Raw genomic sequence first — 26,879 nt, 5'->3', positions numbered from 1 at the left:
CTCAATCACCCGCTTGACGTCGCAGGTAGACTGTCCACTCGCTGGTCTCCTTTAGCAGTTGGAACTCCCTCGAGATGTAGTTCCCGTAAAGGTCCTGTAACGGAAGGCCGTTGATGCCGGGCTTCGGGATCATTACGATCTTCACGTCGGCAAAGAGGACTTCGGCAGGCGGATGGTTTCGTTTGTTGATGTTTCGCTCCCAGTGCAGCCAGGAGCTGTCTCCCGTCGGGGGACGAATGTTCAATCCCGCCGAAAAGGGATTGACGAAATCGAGCACCAGCACCCGTTCAAGATCAACGCCAAGCGTCTGTAGCAGGTCGCCACCGCTCTTTATGCTGTCCACATACTGCATCATGAACCGGGGCTGGCCCTCCGGCGGCTCGAAGTTTCTCAGGTCGTCAAAGAGAGGCGGTCCGAGAGGCTCGCCGGCATCTGCTCCGGCAAGCGCTGAATGAAGTGCCAACGCCGCCCCATAATGGGCAATGGGGGGGAGGAAGAAGAAGAGGACAAGCAGCGGCAGGCCCAAGATGAGCTGCGGCAGCCCGGGGTTCGGTTTTTCAGCGGAAGCCAATCGCACAGTGCGCTCCACCGCAACAGCGACGCCACTGTAAAGGGTGATGATGCCCCAGCCATGGGCGTTCTGGTTTAGGATGAGCAGACCTGCAACGAAGCAGAACCCGTAGAAGAGAAGGTCAGCGATACTGCGCGCTCGCCAAACCGCAATACCCGCGACCAACCAAAACAGGGTCAGGTCCGAGATGTTGTCCAGCATGTTGCGGATCAGGCTCGCCACATCGCGCCCGCCGCTTACGCTCGCCGCCGCCATCAGATCCGCCAGATGCTGGCGGGAGCCGCCCCAGGCCAGCTCGATCGCAATCATGGCGCTCGCCGTCAGAACCAGGGACATCATTGCCCAGCCACGCTGCCGCCCGTCGAGAAGCAGAATGACGACAAAGCCCAACCCCACCACGCCGTAGGTCGCCTTCGTGTAAATCTGCACCAGGAGGAGGAAGCTTGCGGCCAACGCGTCGAAGAGGCGGGATTTCGCCGTCTGCTCGGCGGGCCGGAGATACATCACAAGCAGCAGCGCCAAGGCCACCCAGCCGATGCGATTATAGAACATGGCGAAGGTCAGCAGCGTCACCGGGCTGCCAAGGTTGATCGGGGCGGCGAGGATAACGATCAAGAGGGCGCCAAGCACCACAGCCAGAAAAGGAGAAAGGCGCGATGGGAGGATGCGGATCATCGCGGGGAGAAAGCCGATCAGCAATATTGCCATTCCGACCGGCATCGCAGCGCCGAAACTGCCCGATAGCCAGTATCCAAGTGCGGGGAGGTAGAAAACAAGCGGTCCGAGCGCCGAATGGAAATCGCGGTTCGGCACCTGTCCGAAGGCGATGCGATGTGCACCGTCGACGAATATCAGCACGTCGTTGATGAAGCCGGCCGTAATCGTGCGGCCCGGCAGCCAGAGCATTGCCGCACAAACTATCGCTATTGCCGCGATCGGAACTGCTGCCTGAACACTGCGTGTCATGGTGAGGTCTGCCGTGACTGCCCGGGAACCGGTTGTTGCCGGTGAAAGAGCATCCAATTCTCACTTTCGCCGACCTGCAGGTAGTTTTGCTGCAGGTACGGCAGATAGAGCTGCCGCAAATCGTCCGCGGGGTCTTCAAACTTCCGCAATAGAACCGTATCGGCTGATCCGAGCAATTCTGCCGGCGTGGCGGTTTTAGGCTGTTGGTCAGCGAAATCCCACCGAACGTCCGCAATGACCCTTTGCGTGGGTTCAAGGTCCAGAGCGGCGGAAAACACGTTGACGCTGCCGAGTACGGACAGGTTCTTGATCGGCTCTTGATGCCGGTCGAGCAGGCCTCGCCCCTCCTGCACCATTTCAAGATAGAAGGATGCTGCTCGGAAATCTCCCGTAGTCCAAAGATCGGCGAGCTGAATACCATCCATGCGCGGCAGAGCGAGGGATTGGCCCGCTTTGGCGACTGCAGCGCCAGCGTGCAACGCCAAGGCCATCCCGCACTGGAGAATGGTCGGCAGCACGAAGGCAAGGAAGAACAGGCTGACCCCTGCGGGATTGACCACGAGTCTCTCCCGGTATTGTGGATCCTCGTCCATTCGGCGCAGGAGGAGTTCTGTCATCACCAGGGCTCCTGCATGAACCGTGATGATGCCCCAGCGCTGCAGGTTATGGCTTAAGAGCCACAAGCCACCGGCGGCACACAGAAGCACGAAAACAAGATCGCGGAAGCTTCGATTTCGCCAAAGCACAAGCGAGGCTAGAACCGAAAGAAGCAACAGATCGGCAAGGTTTCCGAGCCCCTTGTCGAGCAAATCCGGCAGACCTCCACCCGCAACGCCGTCCGATTTGATCCGGTGCCAGACGTCATTCACATAGGCGAAGGAGCCTATGAAGGTCGTCTCGACGGTGATGATTGCGACAAAGACAAGAAAAAGAGCTGCGGCAGCCCATAGGCGCTGGCGCTTGTCCGTGAGCATGAAGATGAGAAAGGCGAGGGCGAGCAACCCATAGGTGGCACGTATGTAGACCAGGACCATCGTCATGATGGCAGCGGAAACCGCGTCGATAACCGTTTGCCAGCCCACCGGATGATTTGGCCGTAGATACATGGCGAACAGGAGCGCTATGACGGCCCAGCCAATCCGGTCGTGGTATAAGCCGAAGGATAACGCGGTGACAGGCTCGCCGAGCTTTATCGGGGCCGACAGTATCAGCAGCACGAAGGCTGCAAAGAGAATTGCTAGATAAGGTCGCAGTCGGGTGACGAGCACATGGCTCGATACGATCGTCATGACCACAACGACGAGCGCAAGCGCCGCCGGCAGGGCGCCGCCAAAACTTCCGGTGAGGCGATAGCCGAGCGCCGGCAGAAAATAGGCGAGGGGGCCAAGGCTGCTGTGGAAGTCGGCGCTTGGCACCTGCCCTTTCAAGAGGCGCTGTATCCAGTCGAAAGCGAGAAAAAGTTGATCGAGCGATTTTGTTGTGACCGTAACCCCAGGGATCGCAAGAAGCGCTGCCAACAAAAAACCAAGCAGCAAGATGCACATGGTCGGCGAGAGCCGGAGCCGCCTGGAGGTTCCGAATGTCTTCGTACCGGTCAGAGATTCGCTCATAACCGCAGCCTTTTGAAGATCGGCTCCGGGATCGAGCGAATTGCAAGCATGATTGGCCACCACAGACCCCGGACGTAAATGACCTCGCGCTGCTTCTTCGTCTCGGACGCGGAAAAGATTGCGTCGGCAACCTGGGCCGGCTCGGCCGTGAGCAGAGGTGGGAGTTTCATTGCTGCCGTCATTCGGGTGCGGACGAAGCCGGGTTTGACGGTGAGGACTCGAACACCCGCAGATGCGAGCCGGTTTCTCAACCCGGAGAGGAATGCGCTAAGACCTGCTTTTGCAGCGCCATAGACATAGTTCGACCCCCGACCGCGGTCGCCTGCGACCGAGCTGATGCCAATGATCGTACCGAAGCCCCGTTTCGCGAAGCGTTCGGCAAACAGGCCCAGAAGCAGCGCCGGTCCTTCAAAGTTCGTCCGCAGCACCTCCGTTGCATGATCGAGTTCGCGTTCGGCACGCCGCTGTTCGCCAAGCTGGCCAACAACACAGACAACCGTGTCCGGCAATTTCGGCAAGGTGTCACAGAAGTCCTCAAATCGGCTGGTGTTCAGAATATCCAGCTGATGGACAGAGACCGAGGCGCCGCTTCGCGTTCCGATGTCATCCGCTTCGCGGTGAACGGCTTCGAGGTTTCGCCCCGCAAGCTGCACGTCCCAGCCGGCCATGGCATAGACCAGCCCGGTTGCCCGGCCGATGTCCGAGGTCGCGCCGATCAGGAGAAGGGTTTTCCCGGTTCTGTTCATATGCCGAGCCTTGTCGAAAGATGGGATCGAAAGCGACGATCGGCGCCGGTTACCCGCCGCAGCTCTCTGAATGCCGAAAGTTGCGGGTAACCGGCTTCGAATGTATGACGGGATTGTCGCGCATCCTTGGCTAGATAGAGCCGACCCCCTGCCTGGACAACGATCTTGTCTATTTCCTCCAGAAGCGGAAACACGTCGGTGGTCGCTGGAAGGTCGAGGGCTAGAGTGTAGCCCGACGTGGGGAAGGAGATGAGACCGCCGCCCCGACCAAGCTTCTTGAGTACGGCGAGGAAGGAACCTTTGCCCGAGCGAACAAACCGTTCGAGCATCTCGCCGAGGACAGCAAGCGCGTTGCCCTCTGGCACGACACATTGGTGTTGAAGGAAGCCTCGCCTGCCGTAAAGGCGGTTCCATCGATGAATGCCGTCCAGTGGGAAGAAATAAGGGTTCCAGTGGACCAGCGATGGAGATCCGGCCTTCCGTGCACCGGCCCTGAAATACATCTCATTGAAAGCGGACACGCTCACGCCATTGAGCATCCAGGCGGGAAAATCAAACGGGAGGCCGAGCTTCGGTTCCCTTGCCGCTGGAAAGAACTCCGCTTGCGGCATTCGAGCGGAAACCTGCTCCCGCGTTGCATGCTCGCCGGTAAAGACGAGTGATCGGCCCATCGACTTCCCCCCCGCCAGGCAGTCGATCCAGGCGACCGAATAGGTGAGTTCATCCGTCGCCTGCAGCACCTTCAAAGCCCCGGCCAAGTCCTGCGCGACCGTCGTCTTCTGCAGGATCCAGCCGGTCTCGATCGGCTTCATTTCAAAACTTGCCTCGACGATGACGCCGGTCAGGCCCATGCCGCCGATGGTCGCGTAGAAAAGCTCGGGGTTTTCCGTGCGGCTGCAGGTCACCAGTTCCCCGCTTGCGACGACCAACTTGAACTGCGTCACGTGATCGCCGAACCCGCCTACCCGATGGTGGTTCTTACCGTGCACGTCGGATGCGATCATGCCGCCGACCGTGACGAACTTGGTGCCCGGCACCACTGGCGGAAAGTAGCCGCGAGGAATGAAGGCCCGTAATATGTCTGAAAGCAAAGTGCCGCCTTCCACAGTGAGAATGCCGTTGCCCGCATCGAAAGCTTTCATCCGGCTGAGACCGCCACATATCAATGTCGCCAGCTCGCCAACTGCGGCATCTCCATAGGAGCGACCATTACCGCGTGCGATGAGGCCCGCCCGGGAAGGCACCATGGCTCCCACAGACTGCGGAAGGAGGCATTCCAGCACCTCGCTGTCGTAGTTCCGATAACGCCCCCAGCCCTGCAGGCTCATGTCACGTCCTCTCCGACCTGAATACGAACCTACGATCCAGGGCGTATTTCGATATATATCCGATCGCGAGTCCGAGGGCGCCACCGAAGTATTTCGCGAACTCCGTCCGCCAAAGCGACCAGAAAGCGACTTCAAAACACCAGAATACCGCCGTCGTCAGTACGCTGAACATGCCATAGAGAGCGATCTTCCGGATCTCGCTTTCATGCGAAGTATAGTCGTCGAAGAAGATCCATTTCTTGTCGAGGACGTATTTGACGGCGAAGCCGGCAACCGTGCCGGCCAGGATCGACAGTGCCAATGGCTCGGTCGGCGCGGTCTGCACAACCGTCTCCTGGACTGCAAAATTTACAACGGTTGAGGCGACGGCGAAGACGACATAACGAGCGGCAAGCCTCATCAGGCGTGACCTCGGGCAACAGCGAACAGAGTAATGGGCATGTGGCTGTGACCTCAAATTGCGCCGATGACGACGGCCCCGACTGCACCGAGCGTCGCGAGGCTTATTTTGTCCTTCAGCGCAAAGACGACGGGATCGTCATTCATCAGACCTCTGTGTGCGAGCATCAATACCCTGGCCATCCAATAGGTCAGGATCGGGCCGACGAGCCACAGGATTTCGGGCCGGGCATAGAGGTCTTGGACGCCGTCGCTTGAAATATACAGAGCAAACAGAGTGAGCCCATTCAGACCGGATGCGGTTGCCAAGGCGCCGACCACATCGAGGTCGCTGTTGCGGTAGCCCCGGCTCTTCGAATCCGGCAGGTTCGCCTCGCGCCTGGCCTTGAGTTCGACGTAGCGCTTGACGAGAGCAAGCGACAGGAACCAGCTCATGACAAAGGCGAGCAGCCAGGGGGAAACCCAGACGGAGAGCGCCACGGCGCCGCCAATCACCCGCATCGTATAAAGCCCCGCAAGGGCCACCACATCGATGATCATCTTGCGCTTCAGAAGAAATGAATAGGCGGTGGTCAGTGCGAAATAGGCCGCGAGAACGCCGAGAAAATCCAATGAAACCCAGGCTGCTATAGTGAGTGACAGCAGAAACAGGATCGGGATGGCCATCAGTGCCTGGCCCAGGGCGATGTCTCCACATGCCAGCGGCCGCCGACATTTGGTACGGTGCGCCCGGTCATCCTGCAGATCGACGAGGTCATTCAAGATATAGACACTTGAAGCGCAAAGGGAAAAGGCGACCGCGGCGAGGAGTGCCTGCAGCACACTTTGCCAATCGAAAAGGTGATCGGTCAGAAGGGGAATAAACACCAGCCCGTTTTTGGCGTATTGGTGTACCCGCAGTTGCCTTGCCCAGGTTCGCCACGTCGGCTTGTCATGCGACAGATGTTCGACGTCGCTACATTGGCTCGAAAGCTTTCGCGCCACCACCGTTGGCGTTCGAATTGCATAGGATTTTGCGGCGCGACGCCAGACCGGGAGATCGGCGGAATCATTGCCGATATAATCGAAGCCCCTTTCACCGAAGGCTGCGACGAGTTTCTCCGCCTTGATTTCGGCAGCGCAGTTCGTAACGGCGTCGGTCGCAAACCAGCCTGTGAAAAAGCCGAGATGGTCGGCAATCGCGGACACCAGGCGCTCATGGCTGGCCGATGCGAGGTAAACAGATCGCCCCTCGTCCAGGGCGTTTTGGATCAGCTTCAGAACCGTCCCGTCATAGGGCAGCATGGCCGGATCGAAATCGGCGGGTTCGGAAATGCGGTGCTTTAGGCACGCCTTCCCTTTTGACAGCGCGCGGATCATGTCGATGATCGAATAGGGGCGGTGACTGAGTTCTGAAAAGGCCGTCTCGATCAGGAGATCCGAACGAACCAGCGTGCCGTCAAGATCTACCACCAGCGGCCGTGCCGGTCCTGAGAGCGCCGATGCCGATGAGTTTCCGGTGGCGACTGCCTTTGTCTGACGGCGATGCTTCTGGCGGCCCTCTTCCGGGTTCCGAAAGCGGAATTGTGTGGGTGATTCGGGAAACTCCTGCTGCAGTTCGCTCACATCGCACCCTTTCCTGCAGCCCCCAAGGGCGCGGAGGCTTCGAGGTGTGCTAACAGCATTCCCGCCTGTTAGGTTCCATCGACGGCCGAGCTGTCTGTCGGGATATCGAAAACAGCAGACAGTGTCAGATTGAGGCGGGATGGGTAGTTCAATACTTCGCCGTTGCCGTCCGCAGTCGGCCCGATCGGTATTGCTCTGACAGCCGACGGCAGGCACGGACGGTCAAAGCCATCACGGTAAGCGTCGTTCCGGCGACGCCGCTGGTAGGAAACGAACTGGCGTCGGTGACAAGAAGATTGGGAACGTCCCAGCTCTGGTTCCACGGGTCTAGAACCGACGTCTTCGGCGAAGCTCCCATCCGCACTCCGCCGCTTTCGTGGATGGCCGCACCCATCGACATGCTCCTGTGGAACATTCTTCGGAAAAGGAAGCGGCTAAAAGCGTCGGCATTGGGATAAGCGCCCTTGCCCATCTCCTTGAGGCCAAGCGGTGACCCCACGAACTCCAACTCGCCGCCGGCCGTGTTCACCAGATCGACCAATGTCTGCTCCTGCCTAGCCAGGAGATCTCGCTCTTCGGTCCGCATAACGCAACGGATGTGTGGAACCGGAATTTTCCAGGCGTCCGTCTTGCGGACATCCAGCGTGACTCTGTTGTCCGGATGCGGCTGCATCTGGCCATAACCGAAGAAGGCCAAACGAGCCGGCGTATCGCTGGAAACCGGCCCCCTGCCGATCGTCCCCTGGTAGGCGAAATCGCCCCTCTGCCCGCCGTTCGACGACGGCTCGAATCGCGGAATGAAAATACCGCCCGAGGCATTGTAAAATGGATCCGGTGGAGCAGAATCATCCTTCGACCAACCCGGGACTGGCGGAAATGAACCGACCGCCAGGCACGGCAATTGATCCATGAAGTAGCGGCCCAAGGTCCCAGAGCTGTTGCCGAGGCCATTTGGGTGGCTCGACGAGGCCGAGTTCAGGAGAAGCCGGATGCTTTCAATCGGGGAGGCACACACGACCACGTTGGATGCGCGAACTGTTTCGGTCCTGCCGGTGACAATGTCTGTCAGTTCCGCGCCGGTTGCCATACCGGTGTTGTCATCTGTTGTAATGCGGCGCGCGATTGCGTTGTACCGGACAGTCAGCCGGCCGCTTGCCTGTGCATCTCGCAGGGCACGGGGAATGCGTTCCGCTTCGGGCGCAACATAGCGCCAGGAAACGACACGCCGTTCCGGCCAACGTCCTTCGACAGCGACCTTGAAAGATTCCTCTGCCTGCGTGAGTTTGGCTCGCTTCGCATAAACGCCGTCGGGCAACGTCGAGACATGGTCTTTCTGGCCGTAGAGGCCAAGATAGGATTCGACCTCCGCATAGAAGGGGTCGAGATCCGCATACGACAAGGGCCAGTCGACACCCTGGCCGGTCTGGGTCTGCGCCCTGAAATCGTCGTCGCTCCAGCGCAGAAGAACGCGACCGAAGGTGTGCAGCCTTCCGCCGGCCTGGCGCCCTCTGATCCACAGGAACGGAGCATCCGGCGGCGTCGTGTACGGATTTTTGCGATCGTTGACGAAGAGGTGGCTCATCCACTCCTTGAAGAAGACAGCGCGCGCCTGGACCGCCTGCCCGTTTGCCGTGGCCAGAGCCCGATCCCAGATATTGATGTCCTTTGGCGACGCCTTCTTGCGGGAAGGGTCGAAGTCCTTCGGGCCGATCGAAGGGCCTGCCTCAAGAAGAAGGACCGACAGACCCTGGGCGGTGAGTTCCTTGGCGGCAAAGGATCCAGCCGCGCCTGATCCGATTATCAGCGCATCATAAATGACTTGAGACATCGTTTTTCAGTATCCTGTCCACCATGCTGCTCAATGGGAGGAGCGTGAAGGGCGTCGCAACTTCGCCAGCCATTCGGCGCTGACCCTGGCGCACTCGAAGGGCGGCAGCGTCGGGAAGTCGACTTCTGCGATCAGCCAGCCGTCGAAATCGCTGCCCAAGGCAGCTATCATCCCGGCAAGATCGAGTTCGCCGGTACCGGGCTCGGCCCAAAGACCCGAAACGACGGTCTCCTGGTAGGTCATTCCCGTGGTCCTGGCTGCATCGCGCACACTCAGCCGGCAATCCTTGACATGCACCACCCGTGTCCGGTCTCGGTAATCGGTGATCAGCCCGATAACGTCGGCGCCTGCCCATGACAGATGCCCCGTGTCCGGGCCGAAACCGAGCTGATCGGAGCTGATATTGTCCAGGAGGTGGCGGGTTTCGGCCTCGGTCTCGATCCAGGTGCCGATATGCGGATGGAGGGCCGCCCTGATGCCTTCTTCCTTCAGTATGGAAGACGCCCGATCGACGAGATCGAAGATCAATGCAAAGCGGCTCTCGTCAAACTCCGCCCCGACGCCTGGACGTGTAACGCGCGGCGCATCCTTGGTCATTCGGGTGGCGATGAACATGTCGGTGAGGCCGAGCTGCGCCTGCTGCGCGGCACTCGTACGTGCCATTTCGAGCGTCGCCTCCATTTCGACGCCGTGTTCCGGGAGCGCCATCGACAGGTAGCCCGGCGCAGGTTGAAGCCCAGCGTCCTCCAAGGCGTTCTTATATTCTTTTATCGTCCACCCGGCCGGGACCTGCGCGTGGACGGCCTGAAATCCGGATCGTGCGATCTCCTTCAACAGGTCCCGCGGCGCCGGTCCCTTGGTCGGATCGAGCCAACCGTCCTCTGTGGCGAACCACTGCATGGGGTTGAGAGCAAATCTGTAGCCGCCGGAAGCAAGGAAAGGTTCTGTCATGGATGATGCCCGCTTTGGTTTCCATATCCCTCGTCCCCGTGCTCAGGCATGCTTTCGCACGCAGCCGGACGAGGTGCCCGGATGATGTGAAATGCCTTCACGGCACGGATGGACGTTGGGTTCGCCGGGTTAACGATTGGCTGGCGACGACCGGGCCAAGAGGTACATGAGTGCGTTCATCGAATAAAATAACTTCGACTGGCGAAGGTATAACTCATCGTCATAGGGCGCTTATTCCGGCGAAGGGGATGCGTTTATACCGCTGGATCGTTCGATTTCCCGCAGAAGCACCGAAACTGTCGGACGGACCTCACCCTTGCGGCGAAAGACAGCATATATGTCTCGGGTCAGTGAAATCTCGTTGAAGTCGAGAGCAACCAACCCCAACCCGCTTCCTTGAAGGTTCGCTCGCGTCAGATAGGCCAGATGGTGAGTGCGCGAGACCATCGACGTCAGAAAATTTATTGATGTCGTTTCGACGGCTACCACAGGTTTTGGCAAGCCCGCGCTGCGGAAAAGGGATTCGAGTAGCAGCCTGTCTGTCTCCGGTAGCGGCGGCAGGACCCAGCTGTATTCTGCGAGATCGGAGACTGTCAGATTTTCGCGATCTGCAAGCGGATGTGATTGATGTGCAACGATTCGCACCGGCTCCCTCGCGACAAGTCGCCATTCAAAATCCTCGTTCAGGATCTCGCTGGGTTTTACGGTGAAAACCACGTCGAGCTTTCCCGCGAAGAGCTGGGGAAGCAGGACTTCATTTATGCCCTCATGCACCATGAGGCCTACATCCGGGCGGGCGACCGCAAATTGGGTCAACGCGTCGGGGATAAGCTGCCGCAAGGCGGCGGCCATACTTCCGATCCGAAGCGAGCCACGGCGCGCGCCGCGAAGTGCATCTATTTCATCGACCGCCTCGTTGGCCAATGACAACAGCAATTCGCTGTAGCCGATAAGGCGCTGACCGAACAGCGTGACTTGAACGCCGCTTGGCCCCCGGTCGAGCAAACGAACTCCGAGCGCCTGCTCCATGCTGCGGATGCTCTTGCTGAGCGCAGGTTGGGTGAGCCGCAGGTTTTCGGCCGCCATGCTGAAGCTTCCCGTGTGCACGACCGCAAGGAAATGCCGGAGCTGCCGAAGATCGAGCCGGTAAAGGTTTCTGTTCATGATTCCTAGTCGCGAAGAGACATTTTTACCGAGACAGTATGACTAAAGGTTATACCTCGGGCAATGTTAGTTGTTTGACTTCGAGCCGCCGGCGAACAGACTGTCGCGTAACAAGACGGGGCTTAACACCGTCATGAGATATCGCCGCCGAGAAGCAGTCACGGCGATATGGTTGGCCAAAACATTGGCCACGATAGGGGAACATGATGACTACGCACGAAATTCCGAAACCCACAGGCTTAGCGTTAAAGTCACGGAAAACGTGAAAACGGCCGGCCGCAGCCGTGCCGGAACCTAATCAGACGACCGAATGGCCAGCATCCTGAAGATGCCGATGAAGTCGTGTGCGCAGACGTCAGAGTGACGAACAGACCGTATAAGAGGAGGCAATTGCATTATGATGTTCCGAAAGATCCAAACGACATCGCGCGTATCGACCCGGCTATCCACGTGTCTCGTGGCGGCCATGGCTCTGGCATCATCCGAAAGAGGAGCGCATGCCCAGGCGGTTGAGCTTCCGAAGCCGCTTATCGATGCCGCGCAAGACTATGCGTCGAAACTCACCGGTGGGCAGAAGATCGGCGGTAAGGTCTCGGTACTGGGCGTCAATGGTGGCCGGGAGCTCGAGATGTTAAAGGCCGCCTGGGCGCCTTTTCAGGCGGCGACCGGCATTACGGTCGACTATACCGGGACCACCGACTTTGCCGCCGTGCTGCAGACCCGGGTTCAGGCAGGCGATCCACCGGATCTTGCGGGCTCCACCAACATCAACAACCTCGTCCGCTTTGCCAAGCAGGGGGCTTTGAAGGATGTCGGCGCCATGATCGGCGAAGGCGCTTTGAAGGGGAAGTTCGATACCGGCCTCGTCGACGCTGCGAGCTTGAATGGCAAGATCTACGGTGTCTGGACCGAGCTCAACAACTTCATGGTCTGGTACAACGTCCACACCTATGATGGCCCGAAGGATTCCCCGACTTGGGAACAGTTCGATGCTTGGGCCGTGCAGCGGGCGGACGCCGGCAAAACGCCTTGGTGCTATAGCGATGAGCGTGGCGCCTCCTCCGGCGCGCTCGCCGGCAACTGGATCCAGGCGTATATCCTGAAGAATTCCGGCCCCGAGGCGCTGCAGGGTCTTGCCGATGGCTCCGTCTCCTGGACCGCCCCGGAGGTCAAGGCGGCCTTCGAAGCCTTCGGTAAAGTCGCCCATGACCCCAAGATGGTTCCAGGCGGTCCGGTTGCGGCCATGTCGACACCCGCAGTCAAAGTCGGGACCGGACTTTTTTATGAACCGCCCCAGTGTTCGGTCCTTCTCTGGGGGACATATGCAGGCAGTCTGACCACCCTGATCTATCCGAAAGTCAAGCCGATCGCGGACCTGGACTTCATGCCGGTACCCGGAAAGCCGGAAAACGCGGCCTATGAGACTTTCGGCGGCACACTCTACATGGCGTTCAAGGATACCCCGCAGGTCAAGGCGTTCCTGTCCTATCTCGTCTCGGACGAGGCGCAGAAGCTCGTGGCTTCCGCCGGCAACTGGACCGTCGCAAGCCAGGCTGTTCAGCCAGGCGACTATTCCAATCCGCTCCTCAAGCGGGCTCGTGAAACGTTGCTTAAGCCGAGCGTCACGCTTGTCGCCCAACCGACGCAGGTCGTCGACCCGCCCGTGATCCAGGCCTTATGGAAGGGGATAGTACAATATGTGCTTGACCCCAACAGCCTCGACGGCGTGCTGCAATCCATCGACGCCGCGAGATAAGCCTGGCGATCAATTCCGGGAGTGGCTTCAAGCTACTCCCGGCAAAAGACGGAATAAGCCTCATGAGCAGTCAGATTCTGCAACTCTTCTTCGGGCTCCTCGCCTTGCCCGCCGTGGCCCTGGTCATCATCTTGCCGGGCGAACTGGCTCTGCGACGATTTCCTCAGAAACGTCAAAACAGCCTGCGGCCGTGGATCTGGCTGTCGCCGGTTCTGGCTCTGGTCGGCCTGGTTATCGCCTATCCGCTCGTGGCATCGATCGTCTTCAGTTTCCGCGACGCCACTGCCAGCAAATGGGTCGGGCTTAGCAATTTCGTCTGGGCCTTTGGGACCGCGATGCGGCCCGTCCTGATCAACAACGTCTTGTGGATCGTGGTCTTCCCTCTGCTCACCGCCTTGCTCGCCCTTTCGGCCGCCATCATGCTCGACCGGGTCAGATACGAACGCATCGCCAGGACCTTCCTGATCCTGCCCACCGCGATGTCTTTCGTCGCGGGTGCCGTTATCTGGAAGATGATGTACACCTACGCGCCGCCCATGCAGCCCCAGACCGGTACGCTCAATGCGCTCTGGACAAAGATCACCGGTGGTATGCCGATCGCCTGGCTGATCGATCAGCGCGTCAACAACTATGCCCTGATCTTTGTTGCAGTCTGGATGAGCATCGGTGTTGCGACGCTGATCCTCTCGGCGGGTGTCAAGAACATTCCCCGGGAACTGGTCGAAGCCGCCCGCATCGATGGGGCCGGAGAGTGGGCGATCTTTAGGTATGTGACGCTTCCCTCGTTGTGGCCAACGATCCTGGTGGTCCTGACGACCCAGGCGATATTCTCCCTCAAGGTCTTCGACATCGTCTACGTGATGACCAATGGATCCTTCGGCACCGATGTGATCGCCAACAAGATGTATTCGGAGCTTTTCGTGAAGCAGAATCTCGGAACGGCGAGCGCCATCGCTGTCCTTCTGCTCATACTCGCGTCGCCGGTGATCTTCATGAATATCAGGCAGATCAGGTCGGAAGGAGGAGAATAAGGATGACCGTTGTCGAAAACCGCGAAACCATGCCCGTATCCTTACAGGTGACCTCCAAGCTGACAAACAGGCTGAAGCAGATAGGTCTCCACACCGCAGTCTTCCTGCTTTGTCTGGTATGGTTCACGCCGATCCTGTCGCTCTTCGTGACGACGTTTCGAACCGAAAGCGACTCCTCGCTGACGGGCTGGTGGTATGCCTTCGTCGAGTGGCGGCCGGTACTGTCGAACTATGTCGAGGCGATGTATCTGACCGGCGTCGGCCGCAGCATCGTGAATTCGATCGTGCTGACCATTCCGACCGTCCTGGGTACCGTCCTGTTTTCCGCAATCGGCGCCTTTGCCCTGGCGCGGATGCGGTTTCGGGGGCGCACGGCCCTGTTCCTTGCGATGGTCGGTTTCCAGGTGCTCCCGCCCCAGCTCGTTCTGGTGCCGATGCTCAAGTTTTTCCTTGCGCTCGGCCTCACGGGGACCTTTGTCCCGGTCTGGATCATCGAGATGGGGTTGACGGTGCCCTTCGGTATCTTCCTCCTTTATGGCTTCTTCGCCAGCATTCCGTCCGATCTCGTGGAGGCCGCACGCATCGACGGCGCTTCCGAACCGCGGATATTCTTCCAGATCATTCTGCCGCTCTCGGGAGCCGTCCTCGCATCGTTGGCAATCCTGCAGTTCATGATTGCCTGGAACCACCTTCTGATCCCGCTGATCTTCTTGGGATCCGGCTCGCTTTCGCCCCTGACGGTGCAGGTCGCGAGCCTGGCGCAAACCAACGCTGGTGGCCTCAACACGCTGACCGCGGCGACCTTCATTTCCGTGGTCGTACCTTTGGTCCTGATCGTGACCCTTCAGAAATACTTCGTACGCGGCGTGCTCGGCGGCGCCGTCAAGGGATAATCATCGACGCTTGCGATCCCTGCAACGCGAAGCAATCCGCTGCGCCGGACGGAGAGTCGGGCGCACAAGACGAGGAATTGAGAATGGCCAACGTAAATCTCCGCGACGTCAGAAAAGTCTATAACCAAACCCAGGTCATCCATGGCGTGAATGTCGATATCGACGACGGCGAGTTCGTCGTTCTGGTCGGGCCGTCCGGATGTGGGAAGTCGACATTGCTGCGCATGATCGCCGGGCTGGAGGAAATCAGCGACGGCCAGGTTCATATCGGCTCGAGGGTCGTCAATGACATGTCCCCGAAGGACCGCGACATCGCCATGGTCTTCCAGAGCTACGCGCTCTACCCGCATATGACCGTCGCTCAGAATATGGGGTTTTCCCTCCAACTTGGCGGAGCCACAAAGGCAGATATCCGCGTCAAGGTCGAAAAGGCCGCCCAAACTCTCAACCTCGAGCCGCTGCTCGAGCGATATCCACGGCAACTATCAGGCGGCCAGCGGCAGCGCGTTGCCATGGGACGAGCGATCGTGCGTAATCCCCAGGTGTTCCTGTTCGACGAGCCGCTATCCAATCTGGATGCCAAGTTGCGCGTCACGATGCGCGGCGAGATCAAGGCGCTCCATCAGAGACTGGCAAGCACGATGATCTACGTGACGCATGACCAGATCGAGGCCATGACGATGGCCGACAAGATCGTGGTGATGAGGGACGGCTTTGTCGAGCAAGTCGGCTCTCCCCTTGCTCTTTATGACCGGCCCGCCAATCATTTTGTCGCTGGCTTCATCGGTTCTCCGGGCATGAACTTTCTGACAGGCCGATATAGCCAAGGGGCGGTGCGGACCGGGGATCTCGCGCTTCCGGTTTCGGAGCCTCCGGCCTCCGCAAACGAAGGGCGACAGGTGATTTATGGCATCCGGCCTGAAAATCTGGCCATTGTTGAGGAAGGCGGCTTGCCGCTTGTCGTTGAGGTTATCGAGCCGACAGGTGCTGAGACGCATGTCGTAGGGCACATGGCAGGGCAGCGGATCACCGGTGTGTTCCGGGAGCGGGTTATGACGCGCCCCGGCGACATCCTTCGCGTCGCGGTCGACCTTGGCAAGGTCCATCTATTCGACCACCAAACCGAACAACGAATAAACTAAGCGATCGTTCTCTTCCGAAAACGCTGCTGTTGCACAGTCAGCTGCGAATGGGATGGGGATCGCTTCAGAAAGACGCGCGCGGGAATATTATGCAAAACCGGCACCAGGAAACGATGATGAGAGCGCAAGAGATCGAGTTGTTGAAGGAGGCTAGTGTCTTCGGCCTGACCAATGTTTTTCCTCCTTCGACGCGAACCGTCCCCGAGATGTTGATCCGGCAGGCAGAGCGTTATGGCGCCCGGAAACTGATCACAATCGGCAATTCGACGCTGAGCTTTTCAGAAATCAAAAGGTTGGCATCGAGCGCCGGCAAGACCTTGCGGGCTGCCGGTATCAATCCCGGCGATACCGTCGCGATCATGTGTAGCAACCGCTTGGAGTTTCTGCAGATATTCCTGGGTTGCGCATGGTCCGGTGCAATCGCTGTGCCCATCAACACGGCCTCCCGCGGCGTCCAGCTCGAGCATATCTTGAAGAACTGCGGGGCCAAGCTCGCACTTGTGGAGGTCAGCCATCTACAGGTTTTCGGAAATTTGGCGTCCGCTGGCGTGCCCCTTCAGCAAATCTGGACCGTCGGTGAAGTTCCTGAAGGCGCGGACGTGCAATTTGCGCACGCGCCTCTGCCGGAAATAACGGGCGATATGGAGCCTCACGCAAGTCGTCCTTCCGACACCGTGGCGATCCTCTATACCTCCGGCACGACAGGGCTTTCAAAAGGTGTATGCTGTCCTCATGCGCAGTATTTCTGGTGGGGTGTGCATACCGCTGCCCTGCTCGGTGTTTCCGAAGACGACGTGTTGTTGACCTGCTTGCCGCTTTTTCACACCAATGCCCTCAACACGTTCTTCCAGGCGCTTCTGACTGGCGCTCCGGTGTTTATCGAACCAAAGTTTTCAGCTTCTCGGTTCTGGACGTCTCTGGCGAGCTCAGGAGCTACCGTTACCTATCTCCTCGGCGCAATGATCCCGATATTGCTGTCCAAGGAGGCTTCAGAGGCCGATCGGGGGCACAAGACCCGAACCGCCCTTGCACCAGGCGTCCCGCCACAGTTTCATGCGCCCTTCACTGAACGTTTTGGTGTTTCGATTATCGACGGATACGGTTCAACCGAAACCAACTTTGTTATCGGCAGTCTTCTTCATGAACAGAAGCCGGGCAAGATGGGCAAGGTCAGGCCCGGCTTTGAAATTGCCGTTTTCGACAGTGACGACAATGAGGTACCCGACGGTACCCACGGAGAACTGGTCGTCCGATCCGTGGCACCGTTCTCGATCGCGACCGGCTATTTCGGCATGCCGGAGAGGACCGTCGAGGCTTGGCGCAATCTTTGGTTCCATACGGGCGATCGGGTAACCAGAGACAGCGATGGATATGTGCGGTTTCTTGACCGGATGAAGGATGCAATCCGTCGACGTGGAGAGAACATTTCCTCCTTTGAAGTGGAGCAGGTTCTGGTTGCTCATCCGGCCGTGGAAAATGCCGCGGTCTTCCCTGTTCAGTCGGAATTAGCGGAGGATGAGGTGATGGTATCCATCGTTCTCAAGAAGGATTCCACCATTTCTCCGGAGGAAATTCTCGATTTCTGTCAGCCCCGCATGTCGTACTTTTCCGTCCCCCGCTTCATCGATTTTGTCGATGAACTGCCGCTTACAGAGAATGGTAAAGTTCAAAAGTACAGGCTCATAGCGAAAGGTGTGACGGACACCACCTGGGATCGGGAGAAGGTTGGCTACGTACTTTCACGGTGAAAGCAACTGTTCGATTCAGGATGCCAGGCGAACCCTTTAAGGGCGTGGTTGCCTAACGAAGATGCACCACCATCGGGATGCCGTCGATCGTTTCCACCCGCATCTCAAATCCAAAAATGGCGTGCAAGGTTTCCGGGGTGAGTAGCTCTGACGGCGCACCATCGGCAACCACGCGGCCGGTTTTCATCGCCACGATCCGGTCCGCATAAAATCCTGCCTGGTTGATGTCGTGCAGGACGATGACTACAGTTTTGCCCTTGCCATCGGCGATTTTGCGCAGGGACCGCATCAGTTCTCGGGCAAAATACATGTCGAGATTGTTGAGCGGTTCGTCGAGGAGCAGATAGTCCGTGCCTTGCGCAAAGGCCATGGCCACGAGAGCCCGTTGACGTTGCCCGCCGGAAAGGGTCTCGATGAACCGGTCGGCAAGGTCGGTCAGGTCGAATTGTTGTAGCGACTGGTCGATGATCGCCTGGTCTTCTGCGGTCAACCGGCCGCGACCATGCGGGAAGCGACCGAAGCCGACGAGTTCGCGGACACGCAACCGGCTAGTGACGATCGAGTCCTGACGCAGGATCGCGATGATCTTCGCAAGATCCCGGTTCGGCGTCGTGTCGACCGGAAAGCCTTCGATGCTGATCTTTCCCACCTGCAGCGGTTGAAGCCGCGCAATCAGCGACAGTAGCGAGGATTTGCCCGCACCATTAGGGCCGATCAGCGCAGTAATACCGCCTTTCGGGATCTCAAGCGAAATATCATGCAGGATCGGCGTCGATCTGTGCTTCAGCGAGACGTTTTCAACCTGGATCATCGGCGGCTCCCGAGGAAGAGGAGAATGAGGAAGGCGAGGCCGCCGGCGAATTCGATGACGACGCCGAGCGTCGAACTGTTACCTAGCCCGTGCTGGAACAGCGTCTGGCCTCCAACGAGGATGATGACGGCGGTAAGGGCCGCTGCGGGCACGAGGATGGCATGGCGCCTGCTATCGACGATCCGCTCCGCGGCGGCCACGACCAGCAGGCCGAAGAATGCAATCGGCCCGACAAGTGCCGTGGAGACCGCGACCAGCGCCGAGACGAGCAGCAAAAGACCGGTCACGGTTCTCGTCCAAGTCACCCCGAGCCCGATCGCGCTATCGGCACCAAGCGCCACGATGTCGAGGACATGTCGTGCCCGCCACGCGATAACTGCGGCTATCGCAGTCAGGATCGTGGCAAAGATCAGCAAATCGGTGCGCACATTATTGAAATTGGCGAAGCTCATGCTTTGCGCCACGGCGAAATCATTTGGATCGACAAGGCGCGCCAGCAGCGATTGCAGGCTGCGGAAGAAAACACCGAAGATGACGCCCGCAAGCAGCATCAGTCCCATGTCCGTGCGGTGCCTCAGCATCGGCAGCAGGAGACTCGTGGCAAGGCCCATGAGGAGCAGTACTTCGCCGCCGAACTTGATCTGCGGATCGAGCGCCGCGTAACCGACACCGCCGAACAGGAAGACGAGCAGCATTTGGCCGAACAGATAGAGCGCGTCGAGCCCCATGATCGCGGGGGTCAGGATACGGTTGTTGGTGACCGTCTGGAAGATCACGGTGGAAATGGCGATCGAGACGCTGACCTGGATAAGGGCAGCAAGTTTCGTAGCTCGCAGGGTCAGCACGAAGCCGAGATTGCCGCGCAGTCCAATCGACATATAAGCGGCGATGCAGACAAGCGCAGCCGCGCCAAGGCAAAGGAGCCGGCGGTCACGCATGGGCCGGTCGCCGAAAGAGAAGCCAGAGAAAAATGATGCCGCCGACGCAGCCCATCACCGTGCCGACCGGGATCTCATAAGGGTAGCGGATTAAACGGCCGAGAATGTCGCAGCCGAGCACCAGGATCGCGCCGCTCATGGCAACGACGGGCAGCGTGCCACGCAGATTGTCACCCATCAGCCGCGACACGATATTCGGTACGACAAGACCGACGAAAGGGATCATTCCGACGACGACGGTGCTGAGCGCGGAGATGACGGAGACGATGACGAGGCCGAGCTGCAGCATGCGGGCGTAGTCGATGCCAAGTCCAATGCTGGCGTCCCGACCGAGCGCCATGATCGTCAGCCGGTCGGCGATCATCCAAGCTGCCACCAGCATGGCCGCGCCGATCCACAACAGTTCATAACGCCCGCGCAGCACGCCGGAGAAATCTCCGTTGGTCCAGACCGAGAGATATTGCAACAGGTCTGCCTGCCAGGCGACGAAGGTGACGGCCGCACCGATGACGCCGCCATAAACAATGCCGAAGAGGGGAACGAGGAACGGCTGGGTCGGCGGCAGCCGATGCGCCGTCATGAGGAAAACCGATGTGCCGAGAAGCGCGGTTGCGGTTGCAACGATGCTTTTTGCAAAGAGGTTCGCCGACGGCCACAGCAGCGTGACGAGAAGCACGCCAAGCTCGGCACTCTGGGCGGTACCGGCTGTCGAGGGCTCGACGTAGCTGTTGCGGGTGAGCGTCTGCATGATGAGACCGGCGATCGCCAGGCCCGAGCCGGCAAGTAGGGCCGCGAGCGTTCGCGGCAGGCGGCTGATCAGAAGAAGTTCCAGTGCTCCGGCGTCGGCAAGCGCCCGATGAAACGGCACGTCGATGACACCGACGAACAGGCTCAACATGAAGAGAGCCGCGAGGACGAAGCCCGCTAACAATCCTGTGCGCGATGACTGCTGGCGAGCGGCGTTACTCATCTGGCGTCGGCGAAGGCCTCCGCGACGGTCGCCAGCACACGCTGCATCGATTGAACCCCGCCGGCGGCGATGTAGAATTCCGCGGCCGGCAGATAGATGACCTGTCCCTTCTTCCAAGCGATCGTCTGGGCAACCAGTTCGTTGTCAAGCGTCGCTTTGGCGCCCTGTTCGCCGGAGCCGATCGCCGCCGCGCGATCCAGAACGAGCAGCCAATCGGGATTGGCCTTGCTGATGAACTCGAAGGATACCGCTTCGCCGTGGTCTGCCGCCTTCACGTCCGGAACGGCGGGCGGCAGGTCGAGCGCGGCATGTACCCAGCCGAAGCGCGAGCCGGGACCATAGGCAGTCACCTTCGGCCCGTTGGTCATGATGATCAGCCCCTTGCCCCGGCCTGCGACGGCTGCCTTTGCGGCTCTGATCTGGTCGTCCAGTTCGCTTGCAGCTTTTTCGGCTTCCGCTTGCTTGCCGAAAAGAGCGCCATAGGCGGCCAGCCGCTCCTTGGCCTGCGCGATCAGATCGTCGCCATCCATTGTCATATCGATGGTCTGGGCCACCTTGACGGCGGTGTCCACTTTTGTCGAGGATCGCCCACCGACGATGATGAGGTCCGGCGAAAGAGCGCTCAGCGCCTCAAGATCCAGCTCGAAGAGATCGCCGACGACGGCCGCACCCTGTTTGAGGGAGTCCAACCGCGAAAGATAGAGCTTTTCCGGAACGCCGGCCGGCTTGATGCCGATCCGGTCGAGCGTGTCGATGGCTGCGATATCGAACACCGCAACCTTTGCCGGCGTCTTCTCGATGGCAACCGGTCCGCGGGCGGTACTGATCTCGGCCGCATGCGCTGACAGCACAGAAAAAGCAAAAGCGGCAGCCGCCACGATCGGCCTGATATTCATCGTCTCACCATGTATCCGTCGTCTCGATCGGCTCAGACGCGATCCTGCGCCTGCCATTGCAATGCTTCCAGGTTTTCCCGGAAAGCAAAACGTACGAGATGTCTCTCGATCACCGATTCCGTTTCGGCGAGTTGTTCCTGGTCCACGGCCATCGCAAGGATCTTCAGTCCTTTGGGATCGGCGTCCAGCACGGCCGTTCCGCAGGAAAAGCGGCACTCGCCATGAGTTTCGGAATAGGTGACCTCGAGCTTGTGAGCGAAATGCTTGCACAGCTGCACGAGATACTTCCCACCGTGTTCAGTCTGCCATTCTGCGATTGCCTGGAACAAGTGTCGCTCCTTTATATGAGTATAGTATTCCACTTATCGCGACGTGCGTGTGGCGGCAACCTTAAAGGCAGCCGCCACACGTCGACGTGAACAGAGGTCACCTGCTTCAGAATGTCGCTTTAGCCGTCAGCAGGAAACTGCGGCCCGGTTCGTAAAGCGGCGTTACATTGCCGAATTCCTGCCCATAGGTGGCACGATCCGAATAGGTTTCATCGAGCAGGTTCTTCACTTCGGCACGGAAGGTGAAGTTCTGCATGGTTTCGGGCTTCCACTCGGCAAAGACATTGACCACCTCATAGGCCTTATAGGGCGCCGTGCCAGCGGCAACATGATCGTATTCAGGGGCGATCTCGATATCGCCGCCAATCGTCAGGCCCCAGTCGACGAACGTATGCGCAGCAGTAATCATGATGATATCGCCGACCGGCGTCGCCAAGTAGTTGCCGGTATCGGAGTCGGCGGGCCGGCCATCAACATCGACATCGATATGCGTATATTTCACCTTCACATAACCGCTGGCCCACTCATAGCCAGCGCCGAGTTCGAATCCTTTTGATTCAAGATCTCGATTGATGAGCGCTCCCGTTGCGGGCGTTCTGTATGCCGCGATACGGGCATCATAGATATCCGTCCGGAAGATGCTGGCTTCCGCGGTGAAGCCTTCGTATTCGGCTTCGAGCCCGATCATGTAGTTGTTCGCCGTTACGGGTTCAGGACCGTCGGCTCCATAATCCCAAGCCGGGTTCAGGACAAAGTTTTCGGCCAGCGGAACACCCGCCCAGACATGCGAGAAGCCTGCTTTTGCCGTCAAGAAGTCCGTCAGGTCATATTCACCGGAAACATTGGCGCTCAGGCCGCCGTTGTCGAACTCCTGTCCGGCGACACCTGTGAACCACTGATGATCGGCGCGTCCGCCGAACGACAGGCGGGTACGGTCCCATGGCTCGAGCCTGGCCTGAGCATAGATGCCTACATTGGTGGCCTTCTCCCGACCGGGTTCAAAAAAGTCGTCAAGTTCTGCCCTGTCGCTGTAAAAATCAACGCCTGCAACAACATTGCCCATATCGAAGGAGAACTTGTTCTCGAACTTCCCGTTTAAGCTCGATGTTTCACCGATCGCGTCATAGGGCGAGGGGGTAAGGGGCGGCCGCAAAAAGACAGGAACTGTCACCTCGGTCGAGCTGTAGGCCAGCATGATCTTCGGGTCCCACCAACCCTCCGGTGAAGTATCCGTGTAGGTGAAGACCGTGTTTTGTCGGTCAAGACGATAATCCCGAAGGCGCGGTTCCCATGGGCGACCGGTATCGACGAAGCCGGCGTTGGCGCGGAACGGGCGAGGGGCGTCGTCCAACACCCGGTCGTGGCTGATCTCGAAGCGGTGACCGTCTTCGGATTCATAGGCGAGCTTGCCAAGTCCGCTCAGTAAGTCAGTTTTCGTCCCGCCCACCTCATGGCCTCTGCCCGAGTGGAAATCATCACCCTTGCCGAAAGTGAAATATCCCAGGAACTCGAAACCCTCATGCTTGCCATAGGCGGAGAGGCCGGTCGTGACGGTGTCGCTGTTGAAATTGTAGGTAGAGGTGACGAAACCGCCAATCGACTGGCCTGGCGCCAGCAGATCGATTGCATCCCGTGTCTCGTAGTTGATGGAGCCAGCAAGCGCGCCGGGGCCTGCATCCGCCGGTGCAATGCCCGCATCGACATCGACCGCCTTCAGGATCGAGGGGTCGATCAGATTGGTCGCGTTGTGGTGGAAGACCTTGTTGTTCTGACGCGCACCGTCGATGCTGACGGCGAGGTTGGTCTCCTCAACGCCGTGGACATAGACCTTCTGAGACATGGGCAGTGAACTGCCCACCTGCACGCCGGGCTCTTCACGAAAGACATCGGCAATGTCGGTTGGATTGATCCGCTCCAGCTGCTCCGGGCCGATGACCGTTTCACCCACATCGCCTTCCGCACCTGGCTGCCCCCGCAGCACGATCGGCTGGAGCGTAGTTGCGCCTTCGACCGGGAGGTCGCCAGCAGAAGGCGCCGGAGCGCCGATCACGACGGTGCCGTTGGCGATCCGATAGTTGACGCCGGTACCGGCCAGCATGCGGGCTAGCGCCTGGTCCGGGGTGAGATTGCCGCTGACCGCCTGGGCATTGACGCCGCGCGAGGTCGTAGCCGCAAGCGTGACCTGCAGGCCGGACTGGCGGCCGAAGGCGTTGACAGCCGATGCGAGCGGCTGAGCCGGGATATCGAAATTGCGCGTGGCTGTCTGCGCCACGGCAGGGGTTGCGACGATCGGGCTTACCGCGATCGTGGCTACAGCTACCGTTGCCATCAAACCCAGTGCAAAGGCCCTGTTCCTGCCCTTCGTCTTCGCACCACGCAAAACTCCACTTACCGGAAAGCTCATCCGCCCGTCTCCTGCTACGCACTGCACGCCAAGGCCCCCCGGCCAGCGTTTCAGCGTAGAGACGACTGCAGGCGTCGGTTTTTTCACCGCTCGTGAAAATTTTATGAAAATTTAACGGCCTAGAAGAGGGCGAGCACGCGCAGGTAGGGCGAAATGCGGTGTATCTTACCGCCATAGGGCTGGACGAGCGCTTCGAGCGCCCGGTCAGGGTTCGAAAGGTCATAGAGGCCCGTTACGCGGCGATGGGCAAGGTCATTGCTCGGAATACTGATCCAGGCGGGGTGGTAACGCTGGAGTTCCTCGACCACGGAGGCGATGGTCACGTCGTTGACAAACAGGCGACCGTGTCGCCAGGCCGCCATGTCCTCGGGCGCAGTTCGGCTGCGTGATATCCGACCGTCGCCACGGCCGATCACGACGGAATCGCCGGGCGACAGTTCGAAGGGGTGTGCGGCCCCTTCCACCGTGAGACCGACCAGGCCGCGCACAAGGTCAACCGTCGTATCTTCCGGTTTCATCCGGACGTCGAACGCCGTGCCCAGCACCGTGACCTTAACGCCTGCGGCATTGACCACGAAGGGACGCGTCGGATCGTGCTTCACGTCGAAAAAGGCTTCGCCCTCAAGCAGCGTGACGTTGCGTGTGCCATTGGCGAAGTCCGTATCGACCGCACTCCTCGGGCCTAGTTCGACCGTCGTGCCGTCCTCCAGCGTGACCTTGCGCAATTCGGCTGTCGCGGTTGCGAAATCCGCTTGGTAATGAAGGAGAAGCGAGGGGCCGGCCAAAGCCAGCACAAGACAGGCCGCCAGCGCGAGCGCAACGCTGACGCCCCAGGCCCTCCGCCGGCGAGGGAGAGGTACTGTCGTCCGGGTCGCTCGGGGCTGGAGCCTGTCATCGACAGGCTTTGCCTCGCCCATCAGGTCCCAGGTTTTGCACGCTTTCATCCAGGCATCGCGATGCGCTGGTGATCGGTCTCGCCAGAGATTGAAATCGCGTTGGTCATTGGGTGAACAAGATGGCTCGCGCAGGCGCAGGAACCAGTCCATAGCCTCTTCCAGAATGCTCTCATCTGTCTCGTCGTGCCGCGTCAAGTCGTACCTGCTTCGGATATCTCGCTGCTTGTACCCGAAATTTCTTTCCTTTCGTAGGAACGATCGATCTGTCGGGATTTTTCGCGCAATCTGGGTTTCAAGTATTTTTTCTGTCGAGCGCGGTGGCGATCTTCATCATGGCAGTGCGCACGTGCCGGTGTGCCGTCGCCACCGAGATGCCGAGATGTTGTGCTACCCCATCCAGCGTATGGTCACCGAAGCGGTACATTTCCGCTGCGGCACGAATCTCGCTCGGCAGCGAGTTCAGCACCTCGGCGACAATTCGAACTTCGTCGCAGAACATTACCGTCTGCTCCGGAGTTTCGACAGGCTGAGGCACTGTCCAGAACAGTGCGTCGCTCGATTGCCCCCGACTTTCGATCTTGCGCCGTTTCAAAACATCGAAGGAAAGATTGCGAACGATACGATAAAGATAGGCAATCGTCTGTCGCGCCGACTCGCCCGTCGTCCTTCCGGGTGCCAAGCGCAGATAAGCTTCCTGGACAATGTCTTCTGCCGCTTCGCGTGAGCCAAGGATGCGTGCGGCATAGTCCACCAGCGCGGAGCGATGGGTTAGGTAAAGACTATGTCGATCGTCGATTTTCAGCGTCATTGATCGGTTTGCTAGACGTCCCTCGGAAGACCAGACGCATCAGAGCTTGCGCCGCGAGCACGCTGCCTCGCGCCCGCGGTCCCATCTAGCATCAATAACATGAGAACAACAGTCATATTATGCCGCATGCTTGTTCGTCACAAAGCATGCGGTTAAAGGTTGTCGAGCCAGCTGAAAGAGCCGCGATCAGAGATCCCGGTGACTTGGCTCCAAACGATGGCGGTTCGAGACCTCCCTTTGGCGCCTCGTTGCCATCTGTCGCACCTGCGTCAAGTCGTTGCGCAGTGTTTCCTGGCAATTGCCGCCGAACCATTCCAACGAGGCTTCGGCGTCTGCATCCTCGATCAGATCGGAAAGAAAGCGCGAATAGTCGAGAGCCCCTTCGAACAAGGCCGTCATTCCGCGGCGATCGCCGCCTGGCGCGTAGATGTTGGCAGGCTGGAAAACGCCGAGATCTTTGCGGTGACGGACGTTTTTCAGGTGATAATGGCGTATGGCGGCACCCATTCGTCGGCGCGTGGCGACCGGATCGTCGCCGCCCTCCCAGACGTGCAATGCGTCAAAGTTGATCGCAAAGAATGGATGGTCCACCTCTTCGATCAATTGCAGCGTTGAGGCGGCAGTATCGGCGAGTGTGTCCGGGTGAGTTTCAGCGAGCAGATAGATTCCATAGCTGGCAGCGACATCGCAAACCTCGCGCAGCCCGCCTGCAATTAGCCGCCGCTCTTCGCCGGAAGCCGTTTTACTGGCGGTCTTGCCTGCAAAGGTCCTTATCTTCGCGGCTCCCCAGTTCTTGGCCAATTGGCAAAGCTCGATGGTCTTTTGCCGCAGCAACCGGACGTCGGCGTCAAGCGGCAGGTAGTCGCTGATCATCGGCGCCGACAAACCATAATCGTCCAGCCATGCACCATTTCGCTCGGGATGAGCGGCGAGATTGCGTGCATGCACGCCCCAAAGTTCGATGCCCTGGAAGCCGGCTGATCGTGCCCAGGCAGCCATCTCACCGATCGATATCAGGTGATGGCGGAAGCTGATGCTGCAGATGGAAAGTTTCATGCCATCGCCCTCTTCAGGTCGGGGATAGCTTCT

23 protein-coding genes are annotated in these 26,879 nt (G+C 59.3%); 5 read left to right on the top strand and 18 right to left on the bottom strand.

Features of this window, described 5'->3' with window-relative positions; translation table 11 throughout:
- Window position 1: 1 nt before the first annotated feature.
- The 9 genes from C5L13_RS09325 to C5L13_RS09285 all read right to left on the bottom strand — a co-directional run bounded on the left by C5L13_RS09325 (window position 2) and on the right by C5L13_RS09285 (window position 11,168).
- The gene (locus C5L13_RS09325) at window positions 2-1,537 is read right to left on the bottom strand and encodes a hypothetical protein (RefSeq protein ID WP_105382989.1); all 1,536 of its coding nucleotides are present in this window, start codon (window positions 1,535-1,537) and stop codon (window positions 2-4) included.
- Complete coding sequence (locus C5L13_RS09320) at window positions 1,534-3,147, bottom strand: hypothetical protein (protein WP_105382988.1); 1,614 nt, start codon at window positions 3,145-3,147, stop codon at window positions 1,534-1,536. Before C5L13_RS09320 ends, C5L13_RS09325 begins: the two co-directional genes overlap by 4 nt.
- Window positions 3,144-3,893: an SDR family oxidoreductase gene (locus C5L13_RS09315; protein WP_105382987.1), complete on the bottom strand. Its 750-nt coding sequence runs from the start codon at window positions 3,891-3,893 to the stop codon at window positions 3,144-3,146. Before C5L13_RS09315 ends, C5L13_RS09320 begins: the two co-directional genes overlap by 4 nt.
- Window positions 3,890-5,215, bottom strand: a complete 1,326-nt coding sequence (locus tag C5L13_RS09310) for an FAD-binding oxidoreductase (protein WP_105383145.1) — start codon at window positions 5,213-5,215, stop codon at window positions 3,890-3,892. The genes C5L13_RS09315 and C5L13_RS09310 overlap by 4 nt, the downstream gene beginning before the upstream one ends.
- A 7-nt stretch (window positions 5,216-5,222) precedes the next feature.
- Window positions 5,223-5,621 (bottom strand): GtrA family protein, encoded by a 399-nt coding sequence (locus C5L13_RS09305; protein ID WP_105382986.1) that lies wholly within the window; start codon window positions 5,619-5,621, stop codon window positions 5,223-5,225.
- Window positions 5,622-5,674: 53 nt separating this feature from the next.
- Window positions 5,675-7,225, bottom strand: coding sequence for a UbiA family prenyltransferase (locus C5L13_RS09300; RefSeq protein WP_280952608.1), 1,551 nt, complete (start codon window positions 7,223-7,225; stop codon window positions 5,675-5,677).
- Between the two features lie 148 nt (window positions 7,226-7,373).
- Window positions 7,374-9,053, bottom strand: a complete 1,680-nt coding sequence (locus C5L13_RS09295) for a GMC oxidoreductase (protein ID WP_105382985.1) — start codon at window positions 9,051-9,053, stop codon at window positions 7,374-7,376.
- Between the two features lie 30 nt (window positions 9,054-9,083).
- On the bottom strand, window positions 9,084-10,004 hold the full coding sequence (locus tag C5L13_RS09290) for a sugar phosphate isomerase/epimerase family protein (protein WP_105382984.1): 921 nt from the start codon (window positions 10,002-10,004) through the stop codon (window positions 9,084-9,086).
- A 231-nt stretch (window positions 10,005-10,235) separates the two neighbouring features.
- A complete protein-coding gene (locus C5L13_RS09285; protein ID WP_105382983.1) occupies window positions 10,236-11,168 on the bottom strand; it encodes a LysR family transcriptional regulator in 933 nt (310 codons plus the stop codon).
- Window positions 11,169-11,634: 466 nt separating this feature from the next.
- Between C5L13_RS09285 and C5L13_RS09280 the strand changes: the two genes are divergently transcribed.
- The 5 genes from C5L13_RS09280 to C5L13_RS09260 all read left to right on the top strand — a co-directional run bounded on the left by C5L13_RS09280 (window position 11,635) and on the right by C5L13_RS09260 (window position 17,738).
- Window positions 11,635-12,924, top strand: coding sequence for an ABC transporter substrate-binding protein (locus C5L13_RS09280; RefSeq protein WP_158693421.1), 1,290 nt, complete (start codon window positions 11,635-11,637; stop codon window positions 12,922-12,924).
- A gap of 62 nt (window positions 12,925-12,986) precedes the next feature.
- Complete coding sequence (locus tag C5L13_RS09275; RefSeq protein WP_105382981.1) at window positions 12,987-13,955, top strand: carbohydrate ABC transporter permease; 969 nt, start codon at window positions 12,987-12,989, stop codon at window positions 13,953-13,955.
- A 2-nt stretch (window positions 13,956-13,957) separates the two neighbouring features.
- The gene (locus C5L13_RS09270; RefSeq protein ID WP_105382980.1) at window positions 13,958-14,848 is read left to right on the top strand and encodes a carbohydrate ABC transporter permease; all 891 of its coding nucleotides are present in this window, start codon (window positions 13,958-13,960) and stop codon (window positions 14,846-14,848) included.
- 83 nt (window positions 14,849-14,931) lie between these two features.
- Window positions 14,932-15,990 (top strand): ABC transporter ATP-binding protein, encoded by a 1,059-nt coding sequence (locus C5L13_RS09265; RefSeq protein ID WP_105382979.1) that lies wholly within the window; start codon window positions 14,932-14,934, stop codon window positions 15,988-15,990.
- Between the two features lie 29 nt (window positions 15,991-16,019).
- Complete coding sequence (locus tag C5L13_RS09260) at window positions 16,020-17,738, top strand: ATP-dependent acyl-CoA ligase (RefSeq protein ID WP_245571184.1); 1,719 nt, start codon at window positions 16,020-16,022, stop codon at window positions 17,736-17,738.
- A 52-nt stretch (window positions 17,739-17,790) separates the two neighbouring features.
- Here the strand turns inward: C5L13_RS09260 and C5L13_RS09255 are convergent, their stop codons facing one another.
- The 9 genes from C5L13_RS09255 to C5L13_RS09215 all read right to left on the bottom strand — a co-directional run bounded on the left by C5L13_RS09255 (window position 17,791) and on the right by C5L13_RS09215 (window position 26,846).
- Entirely contained in the window at window positions 17,791-18,549 is a 759-nt protein-coding gene (locus tag C5L13_RS09255) for an iron ABC transporter ATP-binding protein (RefSeq protein ID WP_105382978.1), read from the bottom strand.
- Window positions 18,546-19,487, bottom strand: a complete 942-nt coding sequence (locus tag C5L13_RS09250) for an iron chelate uptake ABC transporter family permease subunit (protein WP_105382977.1) — start codon at window positions 19,485-19,487, stop codon at window positions 18,546-18,548. Before C5L13_RS09250 ends, C5L13_RS09255 begins: the two co-directional genes overlap by 4 nt.
- On the bottom strand, window positions 19,480-20,457 hold the full coding sequence (locus C5L13_RS09245; protein WP_105382976.1) for an ABC transporter permease: 978 nt from the start codon (window positions 20,455-20,457) through the stop codon (window positions 19,480-19,482). The genes C5L13_RS09250 and C5L13_RS09245 overlap by 8 nt, the downstream gene beginning before the upstream one ends.
- Window positions 20,454-21,353: a siderophore ABC transporter substrate-binding protein gene (locus tag C5L13_RS09240; RefSeq protein WP_105382975.1), complete on the bottom strand. Its 900-nt coding sequence runs from the start codon at window positions 21,351-21,353 to the stop codon at window positions 20,454-20,456. Before C5L13_RS09240 ends, C5L13_RS09245 begins: the two co-directional genes overlap by 4 nt.
- A 32-nt stretch (window positions 21,354-21,385) precedes the next feature.
- The gene (locus tag C5L13_RS09235) at window positions 21,386-21,682 is read right to left on the bottom strand and encodes a DUF2218 domain-containing protein (RefSeq protein ID WP_105382974.1); all 297 of its coding nucleotides are present in this window, start codon (window positions 21,680-21,682) and stop codon (window positions 21,386-21,388) included.
- Between the two features lie 106 nt (window positions 21,683-21,788).
- Complete coding sequence (locus C5L13_RS09230; RefSeq protein WP_105382973.1) at window positions 21,789-24,086, bottom strand: TonB-dependent receptor; 2,298 nt, start codon at window positions 24,084-24,086, stop codon at window positions 21,789-21,791.
- Between the two features lie 119 nt (window positions 24,087-24,205).
- On the bottom strand, window positions 24,206-25,132 hold the full coding sequence (locus tag C5L13_RS09225) for a FecR family protein (protein WP_105383142.1): 927 nt from the start codon (window positions 25,130-25,132) through the stop codon (window positions 24,206-24,208).
- Between the two features lie 142 nt (window positions 25,133-25,274).
- Entirely contained in the window at window positions 25,275-25,790 is a 516-nt protein-coding gene (locus tag C5L13_RS09220) for a sigma-70 family RNA polymerase sigma factor (protein ID WP_105382972.1), read from the bottom strand.
- Window positions 25,791-25,976: 186 nt separating this feature from the next.
- Window positions 25,977-26,846 carry a sugar phosphate isomerase/epimerase family protein gene (locus C5L13_RS09215; RefSeq protein ID WP_105382971.1) on the bottom strand — a complete coding sequence of 290 codons (870 nt, stop codon included), beginning with the start codon at window positions 26,844-26,846 and terminating at the stop codon, window positions 25,977-25,979.
- Window positions 26,847-26,879: the final 33 nt, after the last annotated feature.

The organism is Neorhizobium alkalisoli (assembly GCF_002968635.1).
Classification (GTDB): Bacteria; Pseudomonadota; Alphaproteobacteria; order Rhizobiales; family Rhizobiaceae; genus Neorhizobium; species Neorhizobium alkalisoli.
The sequence above is the reverse complement of the archived record's forward strand: the minus strand, read 5'-3'. Positions and strand labels throughout refer to the sequence as shown.